Raw genomic sequence first — 11,544 nt, forward strand, 5'->3', positions numbered from 1 at the left:
GTTACTTGATGACGCCCTCGAGCTGCCCGACCATCCGGTCGAGCACCCACGGCTGGCTGAGCGGGGTCGGGTAGGCCAGTGGCGAGGCAACGTCGTCGCCGAGGATGCCGTAGCGGCCGTCCTTCACCGCGGGCAGCTGCTGGAAGAGCGCGTTGCCCTCGAGTGCTGACTGCGTGAGGATGCCCTCGTTGCCGAACGGGTAGCCGACGAGCAGCACGTCGGCGTCGAGCATGTCGATGTTCTCGATGCTCACCGCGTTGTTCGCATCGGTGAACTTGGATGCCTGTTCGGGGAGCACGAAGCCGAGCTCGGTGAAGAAGCTCACGTCGCTGCCCTCGTAGGTGACGTAGCTGATCTGCGACGGGTGCATCACCGCGTAGGTGAGCGAGGTGCCCTGCCACTCGGGGTGCGCGGTCGCCGCGTCGGTAAAGGCCTGCTCGACGTCTGCGACGACCTGCTCGGCGCGATCCTCGAGCCCGAGGGCCTTGCCAGCGAGCAGGGTCCGGTCTGCCCAGGTGAGGTCGGTGAGCTCCTGCCCCTTGCCCCAGGTGACCACGGGAGCAATCTCTGCGAGCTTGTCGTAGTCGTCATCGAGCGTCCACCCGCTCGTTGCGAGGATCACATCGGGGTCAGCCGCGGCGATGGCGATGAAGTCGGTGCCGTCGGTCGAGTCGTAGGTGTCGAGCGTGATGCCGTCGGCCGCGAGCGCCTCCTCGGTCCACGCCTCGAAGTCGTTGCCCGCATACTGCGGGGTGATGATCGGTTCGACCCCGAGCGCGAGCGCGATGTCAAGGTCGACCGAGGAAACGACGGCGACGGACTTCGGCTGCGCGTCGATCTCGGTGGTGCCCCAGGGGGTTTCGAGCGCGAGCGGGAACCCGCCAGCGGTCTCAGCGCCGGCACCGGCGGTGTCTGCCGCATCGGTCGCGCCGCAGCCCGCGAGCAGGCCCGCGGTGATGATCGCCGCGGTCACTGCCGCGGCCCGTCGCATCTTCGTCTTCATCGTGTGTCCTCTTTCGTTCGAACATCTTGGGGTTGCGGGGCTCGCTCGCGGGAGATCTTTCCGCGAGGCAGAATCAGCGGAGACCCGGTGTCTGGGTCGTGGATCACGCGGCAGGCAAGCCCGAAAACTTCGGCGACGAAGGCCTCGGTGACGACGTCGCTCGGGTTGCCAACGGCCGCGATCTCGCCCTGCTTGAGGGCCACGATCTGGTCGGAGTACGCTGCGGCCTGTTCGAGGTCGTGCAGCACGAGCAGCACGGTCTTGCCGTGATCGTGTCTGAGGCTCGACAGCAACTCAAGTACCTCGATCTGGTGGGCGATGTCGAGGAACGTTGTCGGTTCGTCGAGCAGCAGGATCGGGGTTGTCGGTTCGTCGAGCAGCAGGATCGGGGTTGACTGCGCAAGCACCATCGCGATCCAGGCGCGCTGGCGCTGGCCTCCCGAGAGCGAGTCGACGGGGCGCAGCGCGAACTCGGCGGTGCCGGTGAGCTCGAGCGCCTCGGCCACGGCATCGGTGTCTCCTGCCGCACCGCGACCGAGCGACCTGCCGTGCGGGTGGCGGCCGCGCCGCACGAGGTCGGCCACGGTGATGCCCTCTGGCGCGAGGGGTGACTGCGGGAGCAGACCGAGCTTGCGCGCGACGGCGCGGGTCGGCATGCGATGAATGTCTTCGCCGTCGAGCGCGACGGTGCCGGCCGTGAGCGGTTGTACCCTTCCGAGCGCTTTGAGCAGCGTCGACTTGCCGCTGCCGTTCGGGCCGATGAGCGTCGTGATGCGGCCACCCGGAACGGTCACGCTGAGCTCGGTCAGCACCTCCTGCCCGGAGTACCCGACAGAGATCCCGTCGCCGTGGAGGGCTGGAATGTCGGGGGTCATACGGTGGCCTTCTTTCGAACGAGGAGGGCGATGAGCACGGGAGCGCCAAAGAGCGCGGTGATGGCGCCCGTTGGCACGGGGCTGATGAGCGGCAGCGTCTGCGCCGCGATATCGGTTGCGCCGAGGAGCGTCGCGCCGACGAGGGCAGCGACGATCGGCGCGTCTGGCACCCGCAGCAGCCTCGTGGCGATGGGGCCCGCGACGAGCGCGACGAAGGCGATCGGGCCGGTGACCGAGGTCACCACGGCCGCGAGGAGCGTCGCGAGCAGCAGCGCGGCCAACCGCACGATGGGAACGCGCACCCCGATTCCGACGGCGAGTTCGTCGCCGAGCGCGAGGTCGCTGAGCGGGCGGCGAATCATCACGACGAGCGCGAGCCCGATTACGAGCGTCGCCCCGAGCAGTGCAACGCCTGACTGGTTCGCCCCGTTGAGCGATCCAATCAGCCAGCGCATCGCCCGCTGCGTGCTGACCTCGTCGAGCCTCGTCACGACGAACGTGACGATTGCGCTCGCGCACGCGCCCACTCCGATGCCGATGAGGATGAGCCGGTAACTCTGCACCCCGCCGCGCCAACTCAGCCCGTAGACGATGAGGGAGACGGCGAGCGCCCCGAGCATCGCGCCACCCTGCACGCCGATTCCCGTCGCACCGAAGCCTGCGATCACGATCATCGCCCCGGCTCCGGCGCCGGAGGAGATTCCGATGATGTCGGGGGTGGCGAGGGGGTTGCCGAACAGCCGCTGCGCGAGTGCGCCCGACAGCCCGAAGAGCGCGCCGCCGAGCAGCGCGGTCAGGCCGCGCGGCAGGTTCGTGCGCCGCACCACATAGTCGGCGAGACCGTCGCGCTGCCCGAGCGCAGCGGGCACCACGTCTCGCGCGGGGATCAGCGCGTCGCCGGTGAGGTAGAGCTGCGCGACCAGCAGCCCGAGCGCGATCAGCAGGAACCCGCAGATGACGATCGCGTGGCGCCGACGCGTGGTTCGCGCCCGCGCTCGAATGCGTGCCGCGGTTGCGCGGATCGCGTCGCGCTGGATGTGGCCCGTGTGTTCGGTATGCACAGTCACGATGAACTCCGCACTCTGCGGCGGGCGAGATAGACAAAGAACGGGGTGCCAACAACTGCGGTCATGATGCCCACCTCGAGTTCGCCGCGGCCAGGTACGAGGCGCGCCGCGACATCCGCCGCAGTGAGCAGCAGCGCCCCGGTGAGCATCGAGTACGGCAACACCCAGCGGTGTTCGGTGCCGACAATGAGCCTGGCAAGGTGGGCGGCGACGAGCCCGACGAACGCGACGGGGCCGACGGCGGCCGTCGCCGTCGCGGCGAGCAGCACGCCGATGCCCGCTGCCCACAGTCGTGTCCTTCCCACCCGCACCCCGAGCCCAGCCGCGACGTCGTCACCGAGGGCGAGCGCGTCGAGGGACCTCCCGAGGGTGAGCACGAGCAGCAGCCCAGCGACGGCGAACGGGAGGAGTTCTCCGATCACCGATCCACGCCCGACGAGCGACCCGACTGACCACGAACGCAGGCTCGAGTACACGGCCTCGTCGCGCACCGTCAGGAGCGTCACGAGGCTCATGAGCAGCGCCGCGACTGCTGCGCCGGCGATGACCAGAGAGATCTCGCGGGATGCCGACGTGGTCGCCCGGCTGATGAGGGCAACTGCTATGGCCGCAACGCCGGCCCCGGCAAGGGCAAACCAGAAATAGCCGCGCGGCTCGTGCACGCCCACAATGACGATGCCGATCACCACGGCCGCGGCAGCGCCGGCCTCGACGCCCAGAATTCCGGGGTCGGCCAGCGGGTTGCGCGTCACGGCCTGCATGATCGCACCCGACGCCCCAAGGCACGCCCCGACGAGCAGCCCGAGCAGCACGCGCGGGAGCCGCTCGGTGACCACAACGAGCCCGTCGTAGTGGTCTGCGGGAAGCTCCCCGAGAAGTGCCGCGACGACGGTGCCCGGCGCGATCTCGCGGGCACCGAGGGCGAGCCCCGCAAGCACCGTCGCTGCGAGCACGACGACCAGCGCAAGCAGTCCGAGGCCGCGCCACGCAATCGGCGAGCGGCGCGTGGCGCCATGGCTGTTCCCCCGTGTGTGGGACGTCGTCACTCGGCGCCCCTTTCCTCGTTCACAGCGCGATCAATTGACCTACGCTGTAAGCTTAGGCAAACCTAAGTCTGATGTATCCCACTCAACGTTCAAGGTCTCACATGCAGCGCCCAAATCTCTCTTCAGCACCGGCGACACCGGCGACACCGGCGACAACGGCAGCACCGGCGACCCCGGCGGTACCGACCCACCGCTCAGACGACGAGCTCGACTGGTGGGGCCATGACCCGCACAGCCACGACGAAGCACAGCTGCTCTACGCAGCGAGCGGCTCCTGCACCGTCGATGCGGGTGGCAGGCGCTTCACCGTCGACCATCGCACCGCGGTGTGGATCGCGCCGCACGCGGTGCACAGCGCCCGGTTCGACGACGAGTTCGTGCCGGTGAGCATTCTGCCCGCGCCGCACCGCCTCGACGGCGGCGAGGCCTGCGCGATCGCGGTCGACGCCCCACTGCGCACCCTGCTGCTGCGCTCGGCCCGGGTGAGCGATTTCGCCGCGCTGGGCCAGCTCTCGGAACGCCTGCGCGGCGCCCCGCGCATCGATGCGCATGCGCCCGAGGTTGCACTGCCGCGCGGCCCCCTCACCGGCCCGATCGTCGCGGCCTTCGTAGCAGACCCGTCGCTCGACACCACGCTCGACGAGTGGGCCGCGACGCTGCACTGCAGCGTCACCAGCCTGCGGCGCGCGTTTCTCACGGAGACCGGGGTGAGCTTCACCGAGTGGCGCACAAGGTTCCGCGTCGAACGCGCGCTCCCGCTTCTCGCAGACGGCGCGCAGGTGAGCCTCGTCGCCGCGCGCGTCGGCATGACCCACAACGGGTTCACCAATGCGTTTCGCCGCACGCTCGGGCATACCCCGGTCGCCTACCGCGCCGCCTAGCCTCGCGCGCCGCTCCCCACGGCCCGCCCAGCGGCAGGCTCGCGGGGCCCGGCGCTCGGTTCCCGCGGCTCACTCGCCGATCGGGATCCACGCCGCAAACACCGTGCCATCTTCTTGACTGAGCCAGGCCTCCCCGCCGAGCACGCGCGCGTTCTCGCGCACGATCGCGAGCCCAAGGCCACTGCTTTCGCTGTTCGCACGGGCGGCACTGGCCTTGTAAAAGCGGTGAAACACGTGGTCGGCGTGCTCGGGCGGCACCCCAGCGCCAGAGTCGGCGACCGCGAGCGTCAGCCGGCCGTCTGCCACCCACACCCCGACATCGACCGGGGGCTCACCGTGGCGCAGCGCGTTCGTCACGAGGTTCGAGAGAATGAGCCGAACGCGCAGCGCATCGGTGCGCACAACCGGTTCGCCGAAGAACTGCACGTTCACGTCGCCCCACTCCCGAATCTCGGTGAGTTCACGCCAGAGTTCCGTGAGGTCGACCGTGGCCGTCACGACCTCGCTCTTGCCTGAGTCGAAGCGCGACATTTCGAGAATGTCGCTGGTGAGCGCGGCGAGATGCGCCGCGCTCTTCGCCGCAATCTCGCCGGCCTCGCGCCGATTGCTCGCCGAGGCGGCCTCGGTGTCGGCGAGAATGTCTGACACCGCAACGAGTGTGGCGAGCGGCGTGCGCAGCTCGTGGGCGACGTCGGCGACGAGCTGCCTGGCCGTCGCCTCGCTCTGCTCGAGCTGGCGCATCGTGGTGTCGAGGCGCGCCTCCGAGCCGCGCATCGAGTCGAGCACGGCGTCGACGTCGGGGTACCCGGTGTCGACGATCTCGTCGCGCTCGCGCTCGCCGATACGGTCGGCGGCGGCGGCGAGCGTTTCGAGCGGCCTGCCGAGCTGGCGCCCGATCACGAGGCCGATCACGGCAGCGGCGCCGACAAAGAACGCGCCGAGCACCGCGCCGAGGTTCACGAGTCTGTCGATCTCATTTTGCTGAGATTGCATGTCGAACACCCCGAAGACGGCGATCTCGTCGCCGGCGTTATTCGACGCTCGCACCGTCATTCCCGCGATGAATTCGAGGTTGCGATAGCGGGTGGTTCGCTCGTACGCGGTGACGGATTCGCGGCTGTCGAGCGTCTCGATCAGGTACACCGGCACCTCTTCAAGCGGCAGCGTGCCCCCGACGGCCCCGGTGCGCAGGTTCAGCATCACCGTGGGCACGGAGAACGACTCCGCGAGAAACTGCAGTTCGCTCGCCGACGGGCGCACCGGCATCTGCGTCGCTGCCGCGGTCGCTTCGAAACGCAGCACCTCGTAGATCGCGGCCTGCTTCGACTCGAGAATAATGGTGCGGGCGTTCCACACGAGCGCCCCCGCGGTCGTCGCGGCAACGCCAACCGCCACCGCGACGAGCGTCAGCGTAATTCGAGTGCGCAGGCTTGGCCGCCACCGTGCGCGCATCATCCGAGCCGATACCCGAACCCGCGAACCGTGTGCAGCAGCTGCGGGTCAGCCGGATCCTGCTCAATTTTCACGCGTAGCCGCTGCACGGCAGCGTTCACGAGCCGCAGGTCGCCGGCAGCCGCGGTGCCCCACGCGCGCTCGAGCAGCTGCTCCCGGCTGAGCACCTGCCCCTGGTGTTCGAGCAGCACGACGAGCAGGCGCAGCTCGTTTGGAGAGAGCTCGAGTTGCTCGTCGCCGCGGGTGACGACGAGCGACCCGAGATCAACACGAAGGTCGCCGAACGACAGCGAGTTTGCCGGCGGCTCGGCGGGGCCGAGCCCCGATTGCCTGCTCCGCATCACCGCGCGAATGCGCGCCTCGAGCACGCCGGGCGAAACGGGCTTCACGACGTAGTCGTCTGCGCCCGAGTCGAGCCCGCCGATGACATCGCCGTCGTCGTCGCGCGCGGTCAGCATGATGATCGGCACATCAGACTCCTGCCTGATGTGCCTGCACACGCTGAACCCGTCGATGTCTGGCAGCATGAGGTCGAGCAGCACGACATCTGGCCGGTCGGCGAGCGCTGCGTGCGCCCCGGCTGCGCCGGTTGCCGCCGTCTGCACCTCGTGCCCGCGCTGGCTCAGCGCGAGCCGGTAGGCCTGCGCGAGCTCGGCGTTGTCTTCGACCACCAGAATCTTCAGCATTGCCCTCCCTAGCTTGCCCGTGTGCGGCCCGCGCGCGCCGCATCCACGAGCATAGACGCAAGCTCCGCGAACGATACTCCGTCTACAGCAAACATACGCGGCACCTGCGAGTGCTCCGTCATTCCCGGCATCGTGTTGATCTCGTTGAAGACAACCTCATCGCCGCGCACAAAGAAGTCGACCCGCGCAACACCGGCGCACCCCAGCGCCTCGTAGATCGCCCGCGCGGCGACACGAAGCCGCTCCCCCACCGCGCCCGTCACCGCGGCCGGCACCGAGAAGTTCGGCGTCGCGTCGTACTTCAGCGCCGTGTCGAAGAGCTGCTGTGTGTCCTTGACGATTTCGAGGGGCGGCGCGATGTAGAGCTCACCGCTCGCGCGGCGCAGCACCGCAACATCGATCTCGCGCCCCGTGATGTATTCCTCGACGAGCACCCGGTCATCGTACTGTTTCGCGGCCGCGATGGCCGGGGCGAGATCTGCCCGCCGATCCACCCGCGCGGCACCGTAGCTCGACCCCGAGGCGACCGGCTTCACCACGACCGGGAGCGGCACGTCGGCGGGGTCGCCGTACTCGTTCGCACCGTCGATGAGCGCGCCCGCTGCGGTCGCGATGCCGAGCCTGTCGGCGATGAGCTTCGACGCCCATTTGTCCATCGCGAGCGCGCCGGCGCGCACCCCAGACCCGACGTAGGCCACCCCGATCGTCTCGAGCAGCCCGGCGAAGGTGCCGTCTTCCGCAAGCTCACCGTGCAGGGCGGGGAACACGACGTCGCTCGCGCGCATCGCCCTGATCGCGTCGCCGTGGCCGAGTGGCTCGCCGGCGACGGTCTGCCAGCTGCCGTCGCGGCCAACCGTGAGGCCAGTGACCTCGTAGCCGCCGTCCCTAAGCGCGGCGCGCACCGCCGCAGCCGACCCGAGCGACACGTCGTGCTCCGCGTTCTGGCCGCCGCCCACTACCAATACCTGCGTGCGCTGATTCATCGAGCCCACCTTTCATCGTAAGACCGCAGCACCCTGCTGTTTCGTACTCCCAATCGGGTCACGATCTCGTGTTCGATCGTGCCCGACCACTCCGCCCAGTCGCGCATCGTCGGCTCGTGCCGAGTTCCCGGCCCCATGAGCACCGCGATGTCGCCGAGCTCGACCGCGTCGTTACCGACGTCGACCACTACCTGGTCCATTGAGATTCTCCCAACGATCGGGTAACGGCGGCCGCGAATCGCGACCTGGGCGTGCTCCTGGGCGGCTCGCGGCAGCCCGTCGCCGTAGCCAATCGGCAGCACGGCGAGCGTCGTCGCCCGCGCGGTCGTGTGGTCGTGACCGTAGCCGATGCCGGTGTTCGCGGCGACCCGGCGCAGGTGCGCGACGGGCGCCGTCAGGGTAAGCGCTGGAGTGAGGGCCGCGATGCCCGCGGGGTCGATTCCGTAGAGCCCCGCGCCGACCCGGCTCAGCGTGAAACGGGAGTCGGGCCGGTGCAGCGCCCCAGCGGTGGCGGCGAGGTGCAGCTCGCTCGGGGTCAGGCCGCGGCGGTGTGCGACCCGCACGCCGTTTACGAAGCGCAGCCGTTCAACGTCGTTCTGCCTGCTCGCAGGCGTTTCGGCGCTCGACAGGTGCCCCATGATGCCGACGACGCGTACCCGCCCCGCAGTCTCGAGCGCCGCGGCGGCGACGCACAGCGCCGACCAGCTCTCGGCTGGCGCGCCCTCGCGCGACATTCCGATGTCGAGATGCAGGTGCAGCCTGGCGGTGCCCCCGGCCCGTTCGGCCGCCGAGGCAACCGCATACAGCTGCTCGAAGCTTGTCACTGCCACGTCGATGCCGGCTCCGATCGCGTCCTCCCAATCGGCGTCAACGGGGTTGAGCCAGCTGAGCATCGGCGCGGCGATGCCTCGCTCGCGCAGCCGCATGGCCTCTGGGATAGTCGCCACTCCGACCCACGTCGCACCGTTCGCGAGGGCGATCTCGGCCACATCACCGTGGCCGAAGCCGTCGGCCTTCACCACCGCCATGACCGGGGTGCCCGTCGCGTGGGCGAAGTGGCGCACGTTTCTCGCGATCGCGCGCCGATCGACGTAGAGCTCGGCGAGCCGGTGCGCGGCCGGCGGCGGGGCTGGCAGCACGGCCGGCACCGCGGCCTGCGCCGCTACTTGCGCAGACGCGTGCGCAGCTGCCGCGGTCACTGCGCCTCGCTCGCGTCAGCGAGCATCGCGGGGCATTCCCCGCCCGGGGTGGTCGCGAGCTCGAAGTGCCAGCTCTCGTTCGCGAACGTGCGGCAGAGCCCGTACGCGTTACCGTACTGTTCGAGCCACAGTGCCGGGTCAACGCGGGCGATGTCAATGGCTTCGCCCGTGACGTGCTTCGACGCCTGCGGGGTGCTCACGAACTCGCGCGCCGCCTCTTCGCTGCCGTAATCGGCAATGGCGTTGCTCAGCAGGCTCGCCTGATAGTCGGCGCTGCGCCAGCCCGAGGTGAGCTCGATCGAGACGCCTTCGGCCTCGGCGTCGCTCGCCGCCGCCTGAATCGCATCGCGCAGCGCGGGGTCAAGCCTCGCGACCGCGGGGTGCTCGATGGAAAACGGCGAGATCGGGTCGTTGAGGTCGATCGCTCCGGTCTCGCCGTCTGCCGGATATGCGTCAGCTGTCGTAGGCGAGTTCGCCCCCGCGCCGCTGCCGTCGAATGGCATGCCGGTTGCCGACGTCACCAGCGCGATCACCATCACTACTGCGATGCTCGCGGCGGCAAGCACCGCGACAATAATCGCGGCGATGCGCCGCCGCATCACCACGGCCGATGTCTTGGGGAAGCCGTACCGCTCTGGCGACACGTAAGTCTCTCGGGGTTGCCTGGTCACGATGTGCGCTCCTTCCACCCAGCAGGGCTGGTCGCGAGCCCGCTGTGGGCCGCGCTACGCACCACTCTCCCGCCCGCGCATCAGCGCTCTGGCACGGGCAGGTTCTGTTCGGCGACGAGAGGCTGGGAGTTTGCTGCGAGCGTTAGAACCGTTCGTCGAGCAGCGCCGGCAGCGTGAGGTCACGCACGAACGAGGCCGGTGAGAGCTCGAGGAGCGTCTGCACGACGCGCACCACGTCGTGCACGGGAATGAGCGTGCCGCCGCCGCGCTCGGCCGCGGTCGCCACAGGGGTGTCGAGACCGTCTTCGGTGTTCAGATACCCGAGCTGTAGCGTCGTCACGGCGAGCCGATCGGCGCGGTACCCCTCGCGCAACGCGTCTGCGATGCCGTGAAGCGCGTGCTTCGACGCCCCAAAGGCGACCTCGGGGCGGCCGCTGCCCCGAAGCCCAGAGGTCGACCCGGTGATGATGATGCGCGGCCGCGCGCTGGCGAGCAGCGTCGGCAGGAGCCGCCGCAGCACGACGATCGCCGCCGTCACGTTGGTCGCGATCATCGCCTCGATCTCGTCGTCGGCGGCCGTGTCTGCGCCGGCGCCTGAGCCCGCACCTGCACCCGCACCTGCACCCGCACCCGCACCCGCACCCGCACCCGCACCCGCACCCGCACCCGCACCCGCGAGGAAGTCGTAGTCAGGGCTGAACGCCGTGCGCTCCCACACACCGACGTTCCAGATGACGGTGCTGAGATCGTTCGGCACGGCGGCCGCAATGATCCCCGCCGCTTCCGCGGGGCGCGACAGATCCGCCGCGATCCACCCGGGTGCTCCCTCCGGCACTCTCCGAGCCACCCCGACAACCGCGTGCCCCGCCGCCGTGAGCCCGTCAGCGAAGGCCCGGCCGAGCCCGCGACTCGCCCCCACGATCAACACCGTCATGCTGCACTCCTTTCAACGCGATGCGAGCGGGCCCGCACCAATACACGACTGGGCGCGGCCACCTCGTGAGTGACCGCGCCCAGGCAAACAGGGTGTGTTACTTCTGCACCGCAGCGAAGCGACGCGCGACGTCGTCCCAGTTCACGAGGTTCCAGAACGCCTTCACGTAGTCGGCGCGCACGTTCTCGTAATCGAGGTAGTACGCGTGCTCCCACACGTCGAGCTGCAAGAGCGGGGTCACACCGAGCGGCGCATTGCCCTGCTGATCGAACAGCTGGAAGATGACGGGGCGCTTGCCGAGCTCATCCCACGCGAGCACCGACCAGCCCGAACCCTGCACGCCCATCGCGGTCGCCGTGAAGTGCGCACGGAACTGCTCGAGCGAACCGAAGTGCGTGCCGAGCGACTCGAGCAGCTCACCCTCGGGGTCGCCGCCACCGTTCGGCGACAGGTTCTCCCAGAAGATGCTGTGGTTGATGTGACCGCCAAGGTTGAAGGCGAGATCCTTCTCGAGCTTGTTCACGTTCGCAAGGTTGCCGCTCTCGCGCGCCTCAGCGAGCTGCTCGAGCGCGGTGTTCGCGCCCGTCACGTACGCCTGGTGATGCTTCGAGTGGTGCAGCTCCATGATGCGGCCCGAAATGTGCGGCGCGAGCGCGCTGTAGTCGTAGGGCAGGTCGGGAAGAGTGTAGGTGGACATTGGGTGTTCCTTTCGTTGAATCTGTGGTGGGTCGGGGCGACCGGCTGCCG

The 11,544-nt window shown here is 69.3% G+C and carries 12 protein-coding genes; 1 reads left to right on the forward strand and 11 read right to left on the reverse strand.

The genetic code is table 11. The features are described from left to right. Position 1 precedes the first annotated feature (1 nt). From ABD115_RS11695 to ABD115_RS11710, 4 genes are read right to left on the reverse strand one after another with little or no spacing between them, the layout of a single operon-like run. Positions 2 to 1,003, reverse strand: coding sequence for an ABC transporter substrate-binding protein (locus tag ABD115_RS11695; RefSeq protein ID WP_343960999.1), 1,002 nt, complete (start codon positions 1,001 to 1,003; stop codon positions 2 to 4). Further along, the gene (locus ABD115_RS11700) at positions 1,000 to 1,878 is read right to left on the reverse strand and encodes an ABC transporter ATP-binding protein (RefSeq protein ID WP_343961001.1); all 879 of its coding nucleotides are present in this window, start codon (positions 1,876 to 1,878) and stop codon (positions 1,000 to 1,002) included. Before ABD115_RS11700 ends, ABD115_RS11695 begins: the two co-directional genes overlap by 4 nt. Beyond that, positions 1,875 to 2,945: a FecCD family ABC transporter permease gene (locus ABD115_RS11705; protein ID WP_343961003.1), complete on the reverse strand. Its 1,071-nt coding sequence runs from the start codon at positions 2,943 to 2,945 to the stop codon at positions 1,875 to 1,877. Before ABD115_RS11705 ends, ABD115_RS11700 begins: the two co-directional genes overlap by 4 nt. Further along, positions 2,942 to 3,991: a FecCD family ABC transporter permease gene (locus tag ABD115_RS11710; RefSeq protein ID WP_343961005.1), complete on the reverse strand. Its 1,050-nt coding sequence runs from the start codon at positions 3,989 to 3,991 to the stop codon at positions 2,942 to 2,944. Before ABD115_RS11710 ends, ABD115_RS11705 begins: the two co-directional genes overlap by 4 nt. Positions 3,992 to 4,092: 101 nt before the next feature. Between ABD115_RS11710 and ABD115_RS11715 the strand changes: the two genes are divergently transcribed. Further along, a complete protein-coding gene (locus tag ABD115_RS11715) occupies positions 4,093 to 4,872 on the forward strand; it encodes a helix-turn-helix transcriptional regulator (RefSeq protein WP_343961007.1) in 780 nt (259 codons plus the stop codon). Positions 4,873 to 4,941: 69 nt separating this feature from the next. Here the strand turns inward: ABD115_RS11715 and ABD115_RS11720 are convergent, their stop codons facing one another. The 7 genes from ABD115_RS11720 to ABD115_RS11750 all read right to left on the reverse strand — a co-directional run bounded on the left by ABD115_RS11720 (position 4,942) and on the right by ABD115_RS11750 (position 11,494). After that, positions 4,942 to 6,324 (reverse strand): ATP-binding protein, encoded by a 1,383-nt coding sequence (locus ABD115_RS11720; RefSeq protein ID WP_343961009.1) that lies wholly within the window; start codon positions 6,322 to 6,324, stop codon positions 4,942 to 4,944. Beyond that, entirely contained in the window at positions 6,324 to 7,010 is a 687-nt protein-coding gene (locus ABD115_RS11725; RefSeq protein WP_343961011.1) for a response regulator, read from the reverse strand. The genes ABD115_RS11720 and ABD115_RS11725 overlap by 1 nt, the downstream gene beginning before the upstream one ends. Before the next feature lie 8 nt (positions 7,011 to 7,018). Further along, positions 7,019 to 7,993, reverse strand: coding sequence for a D-alanine--D-alanine ligase family protein (locus tag ABD115_RS11730; RefSeq protein ID WP_343961013.1), 975 nt, complete (start codon positions 7,991 to 7,993; stop codon positions 7,019 to 7,021). Then, the gene (gene alr, locus ABD115_RS11735; RefSeq protein ID WP_343961015.1) at positions 7,990 to 9,192 is read right to left on the reverse strand and encodes an alanine racemase; all 1,203 of its coding nucleotides are present in this window, start codon (positions 9,190 to 9,192) and stop codon (positions 7,990 to 7,992) included. Before alr ends, ABD115_RS11730 begins: the two co-directional genes overlap by 4 nt. After that, on the reverse strand, positions 9,189 to 9,863 hold the full coding sequence (locus ABD115_RS11740; RefSeq protein ID WP_343961017.1) for a M15 family metallopeptidase: 675 nt from the start codon (positions 9,861 to 9,863) through the stop codon (positions 9,189 to 9,191). Before ABD115_RS11740 ends, alr begins: the two co-directional genes overlap by 4 nt. A gap of 142 nt (positions 9,864 to 10,005) precedes the next feature. Continuing rightward, on the reverse strand, positions 10,006 to 10,797 hold the full coding sequence (locus tag ABD115_RS11745) for an SDR family NAD(P)-dependent oxidoreductase (protein ID WP_343961019.1): 792 nt from the start codon (positions 10,795 to 10,797) through the stop codon (positions 10,006 to 10,008). A 97-nt stretch (positions 10,798 to 10,894) separates the two neighbouring features. After that, a complete protein-coding gene (locus ABD115_RS11750; RefSeq protein WP_343961020.1) occupies positions 10,895 to 11,494 on the reverse strand; it encodes a superoxide dismutase in 600 nt (199 codons plus the stop codon). Positions 11,495 to 11,544: the final 50 nt, after the last annotated feature.

The organism is Leucobacter albus, assembly GCF_039528015.1.
GTDB lineage: Bacteria > Actinomycetota > Actinomycetes > Actinomycetales > Microbacteriaceae > Leucobacter > Leucobacter albus.

Coding starts and splice junctions, on each gene's coding strand:
- ABD115_RS11745 (WP_343961019.1), bottom strand. CDS start 10,797: ATGACGGTGTTGATCGTGGGGGCGAGTCGCGGGCTCGGCCGGGCCTTC.
- ABD115_RS11730 (WP_343961013.1), bottom strand. CDS start 7,993: ATGAATCAGCGCACGCAGGTATTGGTAGTGGGCGGCGGCCAGAACGCG.
- ABD115_RS11750 (WP_343961020.1), bottom strand. CDS start 11,494: ATGTCCACCTACACTCTTCCCGACCTGCCCTACGACTACAGCGCGCTC.
- ABD115_RS11695 (WP_343960999.1), bottom strand. CDS start 1,003: ATGAAGACGAAGATGCGACGGGCCGCGGCAGTGACCGCGGCGATCATC.
- ABD115_RS11715 (WP_343961007.1), top strand. CDS start 4,093: ATGCAGCGCCCAAATCTCTCTTCAGCACCGGCGACACCGGCGACACCG.
- ABD115_RS11725 (WP_343961011.1), bottom strand. CDS start 7,010: ATGCTGAAGATTCTGGTGGTCGAAGACAACGCCGAGCTCGCGCAGGCC.
- ABD115_RS11720 (WP_343961009.1), bottom strand. CDS start 6,324: ATGCGCGCACGGTGGCGGCCAAGCCTGCGCACTCGAATTACGCTGACG.
- ABD115_RS11700 (WP_343961001.1), bottom strand. CDS start 1,878: ATGACCCCCGACATTCCAGCCCTCCACGGCGACGGGATCTCTGTCGGG.